5 protein-coding genes are annotated in these 18,395 nt (G+C 64.8%); all 5 read right to left on the bottom strand.

Features of this window, described 5'->3' with window-relative positions; all coding sequences use genetic code 11:
* Positions 1 to 146: 146 nt before the first annotated feature.
* The 5 genes from ABB30_RS16105 to ABB30_RS03770 all read right to left on the bottom strand — a co-directional run bounded on the left by ABB30_RS16105 (position 147) and on the right by ABB30_RS03770 (position 18,277).
* Positions 147 to 512 (bottom strand): hypothetical protein, encoded by a 366-nt coding sequence (locus tag ABB30_RS16105; RefSeq protein WP_152980543.1) that lies wholly within the window; start codon positions 510 to 512, stop codon positions 147 to 149.
* Positions 513 to 514: 2 nt separating this feature from the next.
* Positions 515 to 16,714 (bottom strand): putative Ig domain-containing protein, encoded by a 16,200-nt coding sequence (locus tag ABB30_RS03755; protein WP_057636980.1) that lies wholly within the window; start codon positions 16,712 to 16,714, stop codon positions 515 to 517.
* A gap of 109 nt (positions 16,715 to 16,823) precedes the next feature.
* Entirely contained in the window at positions 16,824 to 17,207 is a 384-nt protein-coding gene (locus tag ABB30_RS03760) for a hypothetical protein (RefSeq protein WP_152980544.1), read from the bottom strand.
* A 5-nt stretch (positions 17,208 to 17,212) separates the two neighbouring features.
* Positions 17,213 to 17,803: a tetratricopeptide repeat protein gene (locus tag ABB30_RS03765; protein ID WP_057636982.1), complete on the bottom strand. Its 591-nt coding sequence runs from the start codon at positions 17,801 to 17,803 to the stop codon at positions 17,213 to 17,215.
* Positions 17,804 to 17,974: 171 nt separating this feature from the next.
* Entirely contained in the window at positions 17,975 to 18,277 is a 303-nt protein-coding gene (locus ABB30_RS03770) for a YfbK domain-containing protein (protein WP_083489669.1), read from the bottom strand.
* Positions 18,278 to 18,395 lie beyond the last annotated feature (118 nt).

An 18,395-nucleotide genomic window follows, 5' to 3' on the forward strand; every position in this document is an offset into this window, starting at 1 on the left:
GACCGCGTGCCGTTGGACGCGCTGTGAAAACCGAGGTTACACAGTTCGTTTGACAGACCCGTCCGGTCGCGACGCCACTTCAACGGAGCGACGAAGCGGCTTCGGCTTGAGCCGTGCAGCGGTTAACCTGAGCCGAGCGCCGCTGACTACGACCCTTCTGACTCCAACAAAACACCTTCCAGAATTGCCTGGAACCGCGTCGGCTGAATTTCTCCAACGCTGGCAACCACGTACCCCTTGGCACTGCAGGACATGCACCGATAGCCAAAGAAGCAAGCCTCCAAGCCCTTCTCATTTTCATATCCAAGTCCGCCCGATCTGCGTCGCAAGCCGAAATCTTTAGCAAGCAAACTGGACAGTCTCGAATTATCAGCGCCGCCAAGAGGAGTCAAATCATCCGAATCGAAATCAACACCACTGCCACAGCCCGGGCAGCCAACGCGCAACTTCAACGAGTAAAGGTCTTCCTCTACTCCATCAAATACCATATCCCGTAGAACAATTTTTCGCATCTCTATTGCCCAGAAGTTTTTCGATCAACCAAACGGATGTAACCCCCCTTCAGAAGCTGGTCAATACTAGCACCCAACTCCCACTGAACCCCCATCCCTGTTTGCCCAAACCATGGCATGGCAGGACCGTAATGCCCTCTTATTGGCCTTACCACTTCATAGACGCTCGATGGTGACTTCAGCGCAGAATCCGGAAGCGCCCGAGACGTAAAAGATGTCCCTGCGGGCGATACAAAACTGCCTCTATCGGTGAATACCCCATCCTTAAACCGCCCGCCGAACCTATCGATTTGCGAACCAGGCTCGAGAACGCCATTACCCCTGGAAACAAACCCTCGATAGGGCGGCCACTCTCCAGGAGGCAACATGCTTTCAAGCTTGCTCCACTCTCCGCGCTCCCAAGCGACATAGGCCTGTGAGAGCGGGACGTTGTTTTCCGCCAACTGCGGGCTTAAAGCAGAAAACTCCGCTCGTGAATTGATCCGCGCGTGCAGCGACTGGGCCTCGGGCGTTGCATTCAAGTCCGCAATCCTGCGCAACGCCGCCGCTTCCTCGGCCACGTCTACCACCGCTCCGAAAGTTCGCACGCCCGTTCCGCTGCGCGTCAGCAACGACGTTCCGCCGCTGGCCAGTAACTCTATCCCAAAGGTGCCCGCACCTTCCAGCTTGTCGCCCAACGGGGAATCCCACCACTTACCAAGGCTCGCTCCCGCCGCATCCGCGACCGCTCCCGGGTTCTGCACGGCGTAGCCGATCGCGCCCTGCACTTTGCGACCGTATTCCAGGTCGGTTGCCATTCCATACAGGCTGTTGGTGCCCTGAATGATGTTGTAGCCGGCCTTCGCCGCCATCCGCATCGGCACGTTGCGGCCCCAATACTCCACTGTCGACTGTTTCGATTGCTCAAGGCTGTTCGCCCGTGCTTCCGTCGCCGTCAGGCGCGCTGCCACCGTGCGGGCTGCCTCCAAAGGCAAGGCCTCGATTCTCACCGGGGTGTTCTCCGGCAACCGGAACGTCTGCACAGTGTTGTACTCGTCCACCTGACCGCCGTTCCTGGCGATGGCATACGGGTCAACATGACGCGTGTGATAGGTGGTCGTTGACACCAAGCGCCGACGTTCGTCTGCCGTCAACGTTGTGCTCGGTCCCTGTAGCACGATGTCATCCAACTGCTGTGTGTAGCGCGAAGCGTCGTAAGGCGCGGTCTGATTGTTCGAAGCCCAGCCCGGGAGGCGCGACTGTTCTTCCGCAGCAATGTCCGCCTGCAGTCGGCGCATATCTTCCTCGCGCCACTGCTCCATCAGGTCGTGACGGAGCTGCGGCTCGGAACCATTGGCTCGCCAGTTCTGGACACCCCGCACCGCGGCATTCCCCAACGCATTGCCGAAGGCATCCGCGACGATGCTGCGATAGTCGACCCGTTCACCAAAGCCCATCGCGCGACGCGTGTGCAGGTTGACCACGCCGTCAAGCACGCCGTTCCCCACGTCAGTCCAGAAGCCACCGCTACCACCGGCATCGGGTGTGGGGTTCCAGCCCAATGCATCGCCTGCGCGCGTACTGATCGCCGCCGACACAGCATTGGCCGCGATGCTCCTCCAGCTGAAGCTGGTATCTAGACCCACTGCGCGGCCGGCTGCGTAGCTGGTCATTCCGCCAGCCACTGACTGGGCGGCGGCGCGGGCGTACTGCGTGTTCTGCACGTAACTGCCGAGTTTTCCTGCGTTCGCCGCTGCACCAAACCCAGCACTGGCCATGGCCGTTGCACCAGACACGGCGGCATTGCGCCAGCTGAAGCTGGTTACATCCATGGCGCTGCCAACAGCCTGGCCAGCTGTGCTGCCAACGAATCCGCCAACCCCCGCGGCTGCAAGGTTTCCGCCTCCAAGCGATGAGAGGCCTGCGGACCAAAGCGAACCTGTAGCACCGCTTGCCGCACCTGCCGTGTACACCGTGACCACGATGGTCACCACAATCATGATGATCATGCCCAAGGTTGCACAGCCACCGCTCGGCGGCGGTGCGATGTACGGCAGGCTCGGGGCGGTGTTGCCGATGGCCTCTGACGGGTTGTACGGCTTGAAGGTGCCGGCATCGTTGCGGTTGACCGATGATTCTGGCGTGCTGAGGCGCGTGCCTGCGCCGATTTCGGTATCCGGGTCACCAAAGCCATTGGCCTCGGCCAGCACATACCACAGCTGGTCGCTGCCATACACGCGCTTGGCGATGGTGCGCAAGGTGTCACCTGCCTGCGCGGTGGTCTGCCCGCCACCGGCGGTGTACACGCCTCGACCCGCCACGCTCTGGATCTGCGTGGTGGTGAAGGCCCGGCCGGCGAACACCCCCTGGAAGCCTTCCTTCAGCTCGGCAATCTGCTCACCGTTGGCGTGCACCAGACGGTAGTTGCCCGGGCCACCCACGCCTTCCTGGATGAAGGTGCCGTTGCCGTTGATGGTGCCTTCGCGGCGGTTGATGACCTTGCCGTCCATGTCGCTGGCGTAGTAGCGCTGGCGGTCATCCATGCTGCCGCTGCGCAGCGGCGTGGTCTCGCGCTGCGACATCAGCCTGCCGAACGCATCGTAAGTCAGCGTGTTGGTGGTGGTCTTGTAGTTGCTGTTGGTGCTGGTGCCAGTGACAGACTTCTGCAGCCAGTTCTCACGGCCCTCGTAAGTGGTCGTGTAGGTGTGGGTGTACTGCGGGGTCTGGTACTTGTAGCTGACCAGACGACCCGCTGCGTCGTAGCCATTGGTGTAGTCGGTACCGTTCTGGAAGTTCAGCAGGCTGATGTCATAGGTCTGGCGTCCATTGGTGTTGTCGGCATTGCGCAGCCAGGTGAAGGTACTGGTGTCACGCAGGAACGACTGCTGGACGGTAACCCGGCCGTCCATGTCGTAGGAGTAGGTTTCGGCGCTGTACAGCCAGCCGCCATAGTCGTAAACGCCCCAGATCTCCTCATACTCACCGGGCCCGGTTTTGTCTTCCCAGACACTTCCCGACGCGTAGTAGTTGTAGGTCGCGGTCAGGTGGTTGGCGGCGTCATGGACAAACTTCTTCTGCACGCCACCGCCGGAATTGAAGATTCCATTGCGTATGGTGTCGGTGGCGTATTCGTACAGGCGGTTACCGCGCAGGTCATATGCCGTGCGGTCAATCCAGTAGAACTCCACCCCATTGGCGCTGCGGTTGGTTCGGCGCGATACCACGTTGCCGGACAAGTCATAGTCCAGCGCATAGGAATCCTCACCGTAGAGGGTGAGCACAATCTCACCGTTCTGCAGCGAGCCGTTGTTCACCACAATGCGGTTCTCTGCATCGTAGGTGTACCAGTAGTCCTTGGTTTCCACCGCAATGGCACCGGTACCGGTGGCGCTGGAGACCTCGCCCGGCCCGGAGGGTACCGAACCGCCAGCGATGTTCACCGGGCCGCCCCACGCGGTCACCGTGGGTGCCACCGGCGCCTGCGAAGGGCTTGCCTGCGGCACCGGGCTCGAGGTGGCTTCGACCGACAGCGCGGCCTGCTCCGGCGGTCGCTGCGCAATGTCCTCGACCTCGATGTGATCAATCAGACCACCCGACGAAGCGCCAGTTGCCGGCAGACCGAGGCCCGTGGAGGAAGTGGTCATCGCCGAATCGGAGACCGGTGCAGAAGCGGCCACACGGCGCGGCACGGTGCCGCCGCCACCCGGGGTGGTGCCCCAATATTCCGAGGTCACGTTGAAGCTGACATCCGCATACAACCCACTTGGGTCAGTAGCTCGAATGGTGATGGCCCAGATGGCCCACGAACGGCTGTCGTTGCTCTTGCCCCAGAAGCTGTGGCCGTTGGCGGTGTACTCGTAGCTCAGCCAGGCCGGCTTGGTAATGATGGTGTAGGTGAGCGGATTGTTGTCCGGATCAGCGAACGTGTTGGGCGGCAGCGTGAAGCCGCTGGGTTGGATGATGTACTGGTTGGTGTTCTGGAAGTGGGCGACGTTCGCCGGGGGGGCCACCGCCACATACGGTGCGCGGTTTGGAATCGGGGCCGCTGCGACGATGATCTGGAACGTTACCGAGCCGACACCGCCGCGGTTATCCGTACCTGTGTACTGCACCCAATATGTGCCCGGCCGGGAAGGCGTGCCACCAATGGTGCGACTGGCCGCATCCCACCACAGCCCCGGCGGCAGTGTCGGGACGTTGTGGGTGACGGGGTCAGAATCCGGGTCAGAGAAAGCGGGAAGCACAACGCCCACACCGGTGCCGACCTGCATGTTCATCGTGGCGATGGCCGGTGCGGCAGGTGCGTTGTTGGCCTGTACCGTCAAGGTGAACGTGGCCGTGCCGACACCGCCACGCCCGTCATTGGCATGGATGGTGATGGCATAGCTGCCCGCCGAAGCCGAACCATTGATGGTGCGGCTGGCCGCGTCGAACCACATGCCAGCCGGCAGGCCGCTGACCGAGTACGTCAGCGGGTCACCATTGGGGTCACTGAAGGCGTTGAGCTGGATGCTGGTGGCAACACCGGCCTTGATGGTCCGGGGGTTCTGGCCACCCACCGGCGCAAAGTTCAGGTAGCCGCCAAAAATCCCCTCACTGGTGGCGATGCCATCGCTGGCGATGATCTTGATCCGGAACGACGGCAGGTATCGGCCAGCGGCGCCGGTGACCGGATGACGCGGCTCGGTGAAGGCCGGCATGGTTCCGGTGACGGTGCCAGTATTCGGGTCGATCTTGAGCGAGTACGAGGTCTGCCAAGTGGGCGGGATGTAGCGGATCATCCATGCCGCTTCGCGGGGCTCCCAATAGACCTCATCGTAGCCCGGATTCTCGACCATGATTGAGTAGGTGAGATTGTCGTTGTTCGCATCGGTGAAGGTGCCCGGCGGTAGCGCCCAGTTGACCTGCTCGTTCAACTGCGCGTTGCGGTTCACCAGGCCGCCGTTGTATACCGGCGCGGCATTGGTGACGTTGATGACGAAACTGGTGGAGTTGGTGCCACCGCGGCCATCGCTGACACTTACGGTGACGCTGTACGCACCCAGGGTGGTGGCGTAGCCAGACAGGTAGCGGGTGGCCGGATCGAAGTTGATACCGGCAGGCAGGCCGCTGACGCTCCAGGTGAGCGCATCCCCGTTGGCATCCACGAAAGTGTTGGCGGGAATCTGGTAACTCCACGCAGTGTTGCGCCAGGTTTCGTGCGAGGACAACGGGCTGGTCAGCACCGGACCGGAGTTCGGCGTGGTGACGGTAATCGTGGTGGAAGCACTGGCCCCGGCCGCATCGGTGCCGGTGATGGTGATGGTCCAGCTGCCCACGGCGGAGGGCGTTCCGCTGAGGGTACGGGTGGCCGGGTTGAAGCTCATCCACGACGGCAGATTACTGGCGGTGTAGATCAGCGTCTCACCGTTAGCGTCCGTGAACGGAGCAAGGCTGTAGCTCCAGGCACTGCCGGCGGGTGCCGTGCGGCTGATGCCACCGGGCGCAATCGGGGCAGCGTTCTGCACGTTGGCCACGAACTTGCCTTGGGCGAGAGCTCCCTGCGGGTCGCGTGCCATCACCCAGATGCGGTAGCTGAGGTGTTCAAGGTTGGTCGGCGTTCCGGTAATGGTGCCGGTGGCCGCATCGATGGACAGGCCGATGGTCGAAAGTGAGACAAGCAAGCCGTCGCGCAGCACCGGGTCGGGCAGGTACTCGCTGGGGTTTCTCGGGTCGCGCACATACTCCCAGTAATCGGGCTGCTGCACGTAGCCAATGTAGGTCAGCGTGTCGCCATCCGGCTCCCAGAACGCCCCCTGCGGGAGGGTGAAATTCACCGGAGTGCCGTGGTTGAGCGTGCGTGGTGGCATGCTGTCGGCGTTGTACACCGGCGCGGTGTTGACGAACGGCACCAGGTTGACGCGCATGAACGAGTCGTTGGCGTAGCCAGTCTGGCCGATTTTGCCGCCCGGGTCACTGGGGTTGCCGCGCCCATCCCTTGCGGTCACGACGATGGTGAAATTGCTGGCGGCGGTGCCTGGCGGCACTTGCCCGCTGAGGGTACGGGTGGCCGGATTGAAGGTCATCCATGACGGCCACGGCTGCGTGATCAGCTCATCGATCCACACCGGCGGAATGACGTCGTGCCTGTAACCACCCTGGGTAACGACGGCCATCCGCATGGTGAAACCATCACCATCGGGCTCGATGAAAAGGTTGTCCGGCAAGGTGATGCTGAAGTTGCGGCCGATGCTCAGATTGATGTCGTTCAACGGCACGGTTGTGTCGCGATACGGGGCGCGGTCCTGGCCGATGTTCAACAGCAGCGTGGCGGTGCTGCTCAGGCCATTTACGTCGACCCCCTTCACGTCGAGGCTGACCGAACCCGCCTGTTTGGCTAGGCCACGCAGACGAATGGTGCCTGCTTCACGATCCAGCGTAGCCGTGATCCACGAGGGAACCTTCAGTGCCTCGAAGGCGATCTTGTCGCCTTCGAGGTCGGTGAAGAGGCTGCTGATGGCGACGGTGACATCCAGTTGGTCGTGCACGCGAATGCCGGGCAGCTGGTACCCACCCGGGTTCAGCACCACCGGTGCCCGGTTGGCGCGCACCACCAGATTCAGCGTGACCGTACTGGTCAGCCCATCCGGGTCAGTGGCGGTCAGGGTCACCGCATACTGCGTGCCATCGGCCACGGTGGACGGGACGTTGCCGTCCAGGCGCAGCGTGGGATTGGCCTGGTCGATGAAGGTGAAATTCAACCAGCTGGGCAGCCCGCTGGCGCGCACCTGCAGCCGATCCCCATTGGGGTCCACGAACAGCTGCGACAGCGATTGGGTCCAACTGTAGGCGCGGCCCTGAATGGCCTCGCCCAGGCTGGGCGTGGACACCACATTGGGGCCAGCGTTGGCAGCGGTGCGCAGCTGGATGGTCTTGACCACCGAGGCCCCGCTCTGGTCGGTGGCGCGCAGGGTCAGGGTGATGCTTTCGCTTACCAGCGGAGTGCCACTGAGACGCAGCACGTAAGGATTGCTCAGGTCCAGCTTCAGCCACGCGGGCAGCGCCGCGGCGTTGTCCAGACTGAGGCTGAGCATGTCCCCCACGTCTTCGTCGATGAAGTACATCGACGCAGGAAGCTCGGCCGCCCAGGGGCGCTCGGTCTTGGCGTTGAGCTGGGCAACATCGCCAGTGAGTGCGCGCGGCGCGGTGTTGGTGCGGCTGCGCACGGTGAACAGCGTGGCCACCTCATTGGCGGCGTTGGCGGTTTCGCGGGCAGTGAGCTTGACCACGACATCCGCGTCGCTGCTGCCTGCCGGCGGTGCGGCACTGAAAATGATCTCGCCGGTGGCTGCGTCGTAGCGGGCACCCAGCCAGGACGGCAGCGCACTGCCGTCAGCCAGGGTGATGTCCAGGATCAGCGCGTCCTGCTCGGCATCGCGGAACACGTCGCTGAACAGCACACGGAACTCGGACAGGATACCCTTGCGCACAGTGCGGTCGGCCACGGCCTTGACTGCGGTGGGCGCAGTGTTGGTCACCGGCATGGCGGCGGCGTTCGGGCCGTAGCTGGACTGCACCTGCACGTGACGGCGGTTGCCTACGGCGTCGTAGTCGTAGCGGATATCAAACATGCGCCGGGCTGTACCGGCCGAAGCATCGTCCTGCACTACGCGCTGCACGCGGTTGTGGCTGTCGTACCAGCTGCGGGTGAAGGTGTGAACCACCACGCCGGCACCGTCACGGGTGAAGGTTTCCTCCAGGGTCTTGTTGCCGGCCGCGTCGTACTCGTAGTAGCTGTAATTGCCAGCGCTGTCTTCGATGCGCTTGAGCTGGCCGTTGGCGTAGTAGTTGTAGCTGCGTGCGGTGTCGACCACCCCGCCACCATTGCCATGCTCGTAGCTGAGCTGCCCACCGGGGCTGTATTCGTAGTTGTAATCGCGGGTGGACAGGTCGTTGTGGTCGCTGGTGCGACCGAACACGTCGTACTGCCAGGTCAGCTCGTTGCGGCGCACCTGCTGGCCGTCGCGGTCGGTGCCCCACGCCTGTGCCAGCGCATTGCTTTCCAGCGTCTTGCGGCCGAGCACGTCGTAGCCGTAGCTCTGGATGACGCCCATGGCGGTCTGGCTGCGCACCACCAGGTGGCGGCTGTCGTAGTCATACAGGGCGGTGTAGCCCAATGCGTCGGTCACCGCCACGCGGTCGCCATTCTCATTCAGGCGGTACTGCTGCAGGGTGGTGCGGTAGCGCGCGGTGCCGGCGTCATTGAGCAGGAAGTCGCCAATGGCGGTCACCCGCCCCAGGCGGTCGTAGTCCTTGCTGGTGATGTAGCCCAGCGCGTTCTGCTGCAGGCGCTGGTTACCCAGCGCGTCGTAGGCCAGCAGCGTGGTCGCACCCACGCCATCGCGTGACTTCACCAACTGGCCCGCGTTGTTGTACTCGCTGGTGCGCATGTTGCCGTTGGCGTCGCGGGTGGCCACCAGGCGGCCGAACACGTCGTAGAACCACTCGTTGACCGGACGCACCCAGCTGCGTGCACCGGTTTCGGCGACCACTTCCACCAGCGGGCGCTCATCGCGGGTGATCTGGTTGAAGCTGTTGTACTGGTAGTTGGTCTGGTAGCCGCGCGCGTCGATGATCTGGGTGACGTTGCCCCAGCGGTCAAACTGACGCACCAGCGAAGAGACTGCTGCTTCATTGGTGTTGAAGCTGGGCAGGTCGGTACGCAGAGCGCGACCCAGGCGGTCGGTGTGGATGGTGGTAATGGCGTTGACGCTGGCGGTGCCGTTCCAGCTGCTGCGGCTCTGGCGAACTTGGTAGCCGGCCAGGTTGTAGCCCAAGCGCACGTCGGCCCCACCCTCGTTGGACGAGGTCATGTTGCCGCCAGCGTCATAGCCGTACTGCAGTGTGCCGACCAAACCATAGTGGCTCTTGCCGATGATTTCGCCAAAGCCGTTGTAAGCAACGGTTTCGGCAGCCTCCACCGTGTTCACGCCCCCCACCACGCGGGTGGTGGAGCTGCTGAGCTGACGGCCGCTGCGGTCGTAGGCGAACTCCCCGATCACGATGGCGTTGCGGTCGGCAGTGGAGCCGGCCAGCGTGGTCCGGGTGCGGATGACGTGGTCGGCGGCGTCGTAGTGACTGATCTGCACATTGCCCAGCGCATCTACCGAACGCACCAGACGGCCCTGACGGTCGTACTGCAGGGTCTGCAGCTGGTCGCGCGCGTCGTCGGCCACCGGGGCGGACTGACCGTTGACCCAGCCGTTGGCGTAGCGTCGCATCTGCACGGCGTTGCCAAACGCGTCGTATACCGTGGTGGTGTAGGGCGAGGTCAGTTCATACAGCGGCTGGTGGTTCAGATCCAGATTGGCATCGGCCTGCAGGTGTGCCTCGGCCGGTGCGCGCAGGGTGGCGCGCTCGGGTTCACGCACCGAGGTCACCCGGCCCAGGGCGTCATAGCCGGTGGTGATGGTGCCGTTTTCGTCGCTGGTGGTGACCACCCGCCCGAGCACGTCGTAGCCGGTGCGGGTCTGCACATCGCGCTGGCCGGCGCTGCCGTCGGCGCGCTGGAACTGGCGACTGGCGGTTTCCGTTATCTTGCGCCCGAGCGCGTCGTAGGTGTACGCGGTGCGGCGGTCGAAACCGGTCACGGCATCGCCACTCAGCGGAGCCGGCGGCTGCTGCGCGCCCAGGCCTGCGGTGGACAGCGCCCGGGCATGTTCGGTCTGCGTGGCCACCTCACCAGTAATCGTGTACTCGGTGCTGGTGGCGTAGCCTTCGGCGTCCACTGTCATCACCTTGCGGCCCAGCACGTCGTAGTAGTGCCAGGTATGCGCCCACTGTGCATCGGCCTGGTCGGCCGTGCCGCTCAGCAGCTCGGACAAGCGCTGCAGGTTTCCGTAGCCGTCGTACTGATAGCGCACGGTCGGCGTACCTTGCCGGGCGATGCCATCCGGGCCGTAGTACTCGCGCTGCGAGCTGAGCGTCTCCACCTTCTGACCCAGCACGTTGTAGCGGCTGAGCAGCTGACGATCGTTGGCACTCGCTACCAGGCCGCCGCCGTCGCGAACCTGCAGTGCGGTCAGTGCGGTGCCGGCGCTCCAGCCGGCAATCGCACCGGTCTGCAGGGCGTTGGCGAAGCGACGCAGGCCGGTCTGGTTGCCGTAGGCATCATAGCTGTAGCTGCTGACGTAGCCGTCGGCGTCCACGTCGTAGGCCAGCTGGCCCAGCACGTCGTACACCTTGTAGGTGTAATTGCCGCGCACGTCTTTCTGCACCACGGCGCGGTTGAGGGTGTCGTAGCTGACATCAATGGTGGGGCGTTGGCCACTGGCCACCAGCTGGCCGCTGGCCTCGTCAATCACCCACGCATCAGGGAAGGTGGTGCGGATCTGGTTGCCGCGGTTGTCGTACTGGTACTCGGTAATGCGCGGGGTGCCGCCGTCGGCATCTTCGCTGCGGCGGATCACGTTGCCCAGTGCGTCAAACTCGGTGCGCGTCACAATGGCGCGGGTAGCCACGGTGAACTGGCCGTTGCTGCCCACGGTCGCCACGGCCACGGCCGGCGAAGTTTCGCTGGTGCGCTTGCCGACGGCGTTGTAGGTGTAGGTCCACACCTGGTTGGCGGCGTCGGTGTAGCTGATCAGCTGGCCGGCACCGTCGTAGCTGTAACGCTCGATCTGGCCGAGCGCATTGGTATGCACGGCAAGGCGACCGGCGGCATCGTACTGCTGGCTGTCCAGGCGGCGCTGGTCGACCGGCTGGGCGGCGGCCCAGGCGGTCAAGGTAGCCAGGGTCTGGGCGCTGTTGACGTCCGGTTTGATCAGGTAAGTAACGCTGGCCACGGCCTGGCCAAGCGCATCATAGCGGATTTCCTTCACCGTACCGCTGGCGTCCACACTGAAGCGCTGGCGACCAGCGGCATCGAGCACCACACGCTCGGTGCGGGCTTCGCCCGCGTTGCGCAGCGGTACCAGCAAGGCGTTGAGCGAAGCCACAGTCTGCAGCGCATCGAAGGTAACGCCACGGCCGTAGACAGTGGTGGAGACACGCGCCGTGCCTTCATAGCCATACTCGATAACGCGGCCAAGGCCGTCGGCGTCGCGGCGTACTTCAAAGCGCACGCGGCCAGCGGCATCCAACACGACATACTGCAGCTGGTTCTGGCTATTGTTGGCAAGCAGCCCGGCCACGGTCGCCACGCTGACAGTGCCCTTGGCCAGATCCTGGCGGCGCTGCGCGCTCAGCTCGATGCGATCGGCGTAGGACACCGTGCCCACCTGCACGCCGGAGGCATCGTAGCGGCGCTCAAGCACGCTTCCATCGGCGGCGATCTCGTAGCGCACGCGCCCCATGTCGTCCAGCACCTGCCAGCTGGTGGCATCGCGGGCGGGATCCACGCTCAGCGCGGCCAGCACCTCGGCCGGGGTGGTGGCAGCAGTGAGCAGGCCGGCGCCCAGCGCGCCCAGATTGACCGGGTTGGCGTAGCGGATCTGGCGAACGCTGCGGCCGGCGGCATCGCGGTCGTTGCCGGTGACTGCACCTGCCCCGTTGATGCTCAGGCGCAACTGGCCGTCCTGGTCGTACACGGAGTACTGCTGCAGGTCGCGCGCGTCGTTGGCCGTCAGGCGCGCCTGCACCTGGGCGGCCGTGGTGGCTTCGGGCAGGTCGGCCAGGCTGATGGCGGTTGCATAGCTGCGCTGGGCCACCACGCGGCCATTGCGGTCATACCAGTTGCGGGTGACGCCGCCGGCGGCGTCCACCGTGAACTGCAGGCGGTTGTCAGCGTCGTACGCGAAACGGGTCATGCGCCCGGCTGCGTCGATGCTGGCCACTACGTTGCCGTTGGCGTCAAAGCGGTACTGGGTGGTCAGGTTGAGGCGACCGGTCCCCGGGTCGACGGTCTGGCTGCTGCGGCGGCCCAGTGCGTCGTAGGTGTAAAGGGTCGTCACCTGCTGGGCGGTGCCCACGCCGACGGTGACGCTGAGCTGCTGGCCCGCGGCGTTCCAGGTGTAGCTGGTCTTCAGCGCCAGCCCGTTGGGGTCAACCAGGGTCTCAACCAGCTGGCCGTTGGCATCGTATCGGCTGCGGGTTTCCACGCCACGGCTGTCGACCATGCTGAGCTGGCGGCCGGCGGCGTCGTAGCGGTAGGTGGTGGTGAGGTTCAGGCCCTGCGGGTCTACCGTGCGCTGCAGCAGGCGGCCTGCAGCATCGTAGGTATAGGCCACGCGGCGACCGTTGGCATCGGTGCTGCTGGTCAGCAGGCCGCGCGTATCGAAGTCCTGGGTCTGGCGGCTGCCGTCGGCACCCACCACGGCGGTTTGCTGGCCGCTGGCGTCGTAATCGTAGCGGGTGACGGCACCACGTGCGTCGGTGACGCTCACGGTTTCACCGTGGGCGTTGTGCTCGGTGCGCAGGGTAATGCCTTCCGGCGAACGCACGCTGACGGTGCGGGCGGCATCGTCATAGATATAGGTGGTCACGGCTCCTTCGGCGTCGGTGCTGGTCAGCACGCGGTCGAAGGCATCGTAGGTCTGGGTCTGGCGCTGTTCCACGCCATTGACTGTCTGCCAGCTGGCAACCTGGCGGCCGTTGCGGTCGTACGACCACTGGCGCACCTGACCACGGGCGTCGGTGCTGCTGATGGCGCGACCGAACGCATCGTAGGTCCAGCTCTGGCTGGTCTGCAGCGCGCCCTGCCCTGCGATCAGCGTGGTTCGCAGACCGCGCGCGTCGTAGCGGCTTTCGGTCACGCGTTCCAGGCCGCCGCCCATTTCAATGCGGTCGAAGGTCTGCTCGCCGAAGGCGTTGTAGGCGAAGGTGCGGCGATTGCCGAGGGCATCCACGCTGGTGGTGAGCAGGCCGCGGTTGTCGTAGGCCATCTGCACGCGCACATCGGTGCCGGCTACGTACTGCAGGGTGTTTATTGCGGCAAGGACGCTGGCGCGGTTTCCCGGCGTGGCCAGGGTCAGGCGGCCCGTGTAGGTGATGGTATCGATCACCTGACCGAAGACGTCATAGCGGGTTTCGGAAACCTCGCCGGCTCCGTTGGCAATGCCGTTGGCGTCGCCTACGCCGCGCACGGTGTGGGTGATGCGGCCGGCCGCGTCGTGGAAGTACCAGGTGCGATTGCCCTGGGCATCGATGCTCTCGATGCGGCGACCCACCGCGTCGTAGACGTGGCGCACGCCGTACTGCGCGTACACGGCATCCAGCTGGGCCTCGGTCATGCCCGGCAGCAGGTGCGTAGCGCCGTTGCCGGAGAGCTCGCCGATCAGGTTGCCGAGCGCGTCATAGCGCAGGTGGCCTTCACGCACTTCGGTAGTGCCGGCGGCCACGGTGGTGGACACCAGATTGCCCAGGCTGTCGTACGCGTAGCGGGTTACCGTGCCTTCCGCATTCACTTCACTGATGGCACGGCCCAGCGCATCGTACGCAATGCGGGTCTCGCGCATGCCGCCATTGGCCACGCCGGCCAGCAGGGTCTGCAGCGTTTCGGTGCCGGTGAGGTTGTCCAGCCGGCGCGCGTAACCGCGCGTGGCGCGCACGTTGTTGGTGCTGTCGTAGACCACTTCGCTGAGGTAGCCCTCGCTGTCCAGCACGGCCACCAGGCGGTTCAAGCCGTCGTAGAAATTGCGGGTGGTCTGGTCGCGGGCATCGGTGGCCGGGCGCAGCTCGGCCAAGGTGCCGGCAGCGCGCAGCGTGGTGCTGGCGGGGTTGGCATAGGCCACGCTGCGGATCAGGCGGCCGGTGGCGTCGTACACCATTTCGGTGAGGTAGCCGCCCGCATCCAGCGTGGCGACCTGGCGGCCGTTGGCATCGAAGAAGTAGCGGGTGGTCCGGGCGGTTGCGGCAGTGCCGGCAGCGTCCATGCGCACGCTTTCCACCAGCTGCCCTGCACCGTTATAGCGATACAGCACCTGGTTGCCGTCTGCGTCCAGGCTGCGCACGCGCAGGCCGGCCATGTCGTATTCGTCGCGCAGCACGCGGTCATTTGGGTGTGCTGCGGGTGCGTACTGGGACCACTCGGTGAGGTTCACCGCCCCGTTCTGTACCCAGGTGCGGGTGTCCAGCGCCACCGCGTGCCGGGTGGTGACGGTGATGTTGCCGAAAGCATCGCGTGCATACGACACCACCGAGCCGGTGGGGCCGACTTCGGCCTGCAGCAGGCCGCGGTTGTCATAGAAGTAGTAGCTGCGGCCACCGCTGGCGTCTTCACTGGCGCGCAGGCGGCCGAAGCTGTCGTAGTAGTTGCGGCTGGTGCGGCTGAGCGTGCCGTCCACGCTGGTGGTTGTGACGCTCAGCGTACGGCCGTAGGCGTCGCGCAGTTCAGTACTGACCCGCTTGGTGCCGCCGTCCACGCCTGTGGTGACGCGCACGTTCATGCCGGAATCAAGGTAGTTCCAAACGCTGTTGGACAGCACCGTGGAGCCGCTGCGGCTCACTTCGGAAAGCAGGCGGCCCAAGCCATCGTAGGTGTAGGTAACGGTTTCCTGCACGATGGCACCGGGTGCACCGCGTTCGACCTGCGTGCCCAGCAGACGCCCCTGGGCGTCGTAGGTGTTGTGGCGGGTGACAGCGGCGGCGTTCTGGATGCCGTTGCCCGCCGCATCCAGATCGGCGTATTCGGTACGGCCGCTGGCGCGACCCCAGGCGTCGTAACGGTAATCGACGCGGCTGCCGGCACTGCCTGCCTGCGCGGTGGCCCAGCTACTCAGGGCCGCCAGGGTGATCTGGCCATCGAATCGCGTGGCAGCGTAGCTGCGCTCGGTGGCAATCTGGCCCACGCCATTGCCATCGGCGTGGTAGGCCAGTTCACGCACGTCGCCGGTGGGGCTCACCACGAACCGCAGGCGATCCTGGGCGTCATACACATATACGGTGGTCTGGCCGCCCGTGGGTGCGGAGGCGGTGCCGGCACCGTCGGCATCAAGGCCGGTGAACACGGTTTCGCTGGCGACCTGGTTGTGTGCGGTGTAAGTGCGCTGCACCGCGCGTGCACTGCCGTCGCTGCCAGCACGTTCCCACTGCCACAGCACATTGCCTTGGCTGTCGTAGCTGAAGTCGGTCTGGCGCAGGATCTCAGCCCCGCGCAGGGTAGTGACCTGCATGATGTTGCCGTCGGCGTCGTAGCTGTACTGGGTGACGTCACGCAGGCCGTCGCGCGCCGGCAGCTCCACGCGGGTGAGCTGGCCTTCGCTGTCGAAGGCATAGCTCCAGGTGGCACCTGTCGCGTCGCTGACATCGGTGCGACGGCTGGCGCTGTCGTAGCGGTAGGTGACGGTCTGGCCGACACCGTCGGCGTCGTTGGCGTTGGTGTCGCCCACGGTAGCGGTGACCACGCGACCCTGCGCGTCGTAACCGAAGCTCATCAGCGTGCCGTCGCTCTGGCGCACCATGCTGATGCGCAGGCTGTCGCCGTCGTAGGCGTAGGACGTGCGGTACAGCAGGCCGTCGTTGCCTCCGGCTTCGTTCCACTCGGCGCGGTCGGCTGCATTGCCCGGGGTCAGGTCGACCAGCGACGAGACGAGGCGACCCAGGCTGTCGTATCTGTAGCTGACCCGGCCGGAAATCTGGCCCTCGGCTTGGCCGTGCACTTCCACCTGCTGCAGGCGGCCGGCGGCGTCGTAGGTGTAGCGCAGCGCCGCCAGCGAATCGGCGTCGCGCACGGCGGTAATGCGACCCTGGGTGTCGTAGTCGATGAGCCAAGTGGCGGCGTTGGCTCGGCCGTCAGTGAGCGTCAGCAGGCGGCCGCGCTGCTGGGCATCGTCATGCGCGGCGTAGGTTTCGGTGACCCGGGTGCTGCCTTCCACATAGGTCCAGCTGGCGCTGCCGGCGGACCAGGTGAGGGTGTCGTGGGCTCCGTCGCCACTGGTGGCGCGGTAGGTATTGGGGGCGAGGTAGACGAAGTCCTGGTAGCCACCGTCACCGGTGTGGCGGCGCATGATGCTGCCGGCCTGATTGAAGGTGCCCTGCAGCAGTTCCACGCGGCGCTCGAAACCGGTAACCCAACCGTCCGCACCCGCCTGGGCGAGGGTGCCCTGGCTGTTGTAGGTACGCACGTTACCGATGCTCATGCCGCGGACCAGCAGATGCTCGTCTTGGGACTGGAACACCAGGTTGCCGTTGGCCACGTTCACGTACTGACGGTCGGCACCCTGACCGTTACGCGCCGACCCTGCGCCAGCACCGGCCAAGCTTGCATTGAACAAGCCCAGACCATTTCCCGTGAACACTGCGACCATGCCCGAATTCCTTGCGGTTCCAAAGTGCAGCCCGGAGGAAATCCGGGCCATCTCTAGAAACACTCCAGGGCGGCAGAAAAAAGTTTAGGGGCAATTCACGATTTTTTGATCAGTCCGGCTGCTGCAGCTGCTGAATCAGCGCGTGGAACTGTGAAACATGCTGTGAATCCTGCTCCAGGGTGGCTTCGACGCTGTCCAGCATGGCCTCCCACTGGCTGTGCTCTCGAAGGTCGGCCCCAAACTGGGACACCAGCACGGTGCGGATGAGACGGCGGCGGGCGGATTTTAAGGCGACCGGGTCAGTGAGGTCGACCTGACCGGCGACCTGTACCAGTTGCGTGCGCAGGGAAGATGTGACCTGTGAGGCCTCTCCGCTGCAGCCGCTGGTCTCCGCACCCGCGTTGCTGGACGTTCGCCGGCGGCTGCCTTCGGTCAGTTCCGCCTTGAGCAGCGAAACCAGCGCAGTGGCCGAGCCTACTGGTCCTATACTCATGACGGTCAATGCTGACCGTAACGGCTGAGCAACATCGATACCGGCTCCTGCACGGGCGATGCAGCCGGGGCCGACGTGGCACCGACCTGGTCACGCAGGCGCTGCAACCACTGACGCATGTCGTCGGTGACGGCGGGATTGGACTGCGTGCAAGCCAAACCCTGTACAAGCCCCTGCTCGGTCTGGCCGGCGTTGCCTTGGGTGGCGGCGATGACGGCCGCAGCGTAGTAGCCCAAGTCCTCCGTGGTTGCGGCTAGCGGCTGCAACACGGTGGCCACGGCATTGGCATCGCCCTTCAGCATGATAAGGCGGCCGAGCTGGAAGCGTGCGGCGGCGTGCCCTGGGTGGCCCTCCAGCAGGGAGGTCCATGTGGCTTCGGCGCGGCCGAACATTCGCAGCTGGGCGTACTGCGCCCCCAGCAGGTGCAACGCTTCGGGATGGCCCGGTTGCAGCTTCAGCAGTTGTTTGAGGCACGCCAGTGCTTCAACGTCGCGGCCTTGCTGCATGGCGCCCAGGGCCACGTGGAAGAGTTCTTCGGCGTCGAGAATGTCCAGCAGCATGGCGGCGATGGCAAGGGTTGGGTGGAGGCGCAGCATACTACCAGTGTGTGCTTGTGACGCTCACGAACGCTTCGAGGTGGAGCACTTGGCCTGCTGGGAGGGGGGACTAGCCATCCCATTACACACATCTCTACGGGTTCTACCCCGCATGGGCCGATCCATGGGAGTGCGCCGGGCTGCATCCAGCAGGCGCACTCCCAGGGGGGATCAGTTGTGGTGCATCGGCTGATGCTTGCCCACCCGGCCCTGGGCCAGGCGCACCAGCAGCACCGCCTGGGCACGCTCGCCATTGGCATCGGCCCCGCGTGCGCCCTGCGCGGCCTGGATCACCTTGTCCCAGTTCCAGGCCGGGATGCGCTCACCGCCACGCAGGTGGTCGGCAAAGCCGGCAATCGCCGCCGCACACTGCAGTGACTGGTTGGGCGTGCGCCGTGCATCGGCGGCCAGCACCGGGCGGGTCAGCAGCTTGCTTTCGTTTTCGCCCGGCAGCTTGTAACGCGAGGATGTCAGGAATTTTGTGTGAGAGGCATATCATGATGCTGCCAAGGAGCATGTATGCCACGCAAGAAGAAGACGCCGGTGGTCACACCGGCCATTGCGGTAAATGTCAAAGTAGTTATCGCCTCGG

It is taken from the genome of Stenotrophomonas ginsengisoli (assembly GCF_001431485.1).
GTDB lineage: Bacteria > Pseudomonadota > Gammaproteobacteria > Xanthomonadales > Xanthomonadaceae > Stenotrophomonas > Stenotrophomonas ginsengisoli.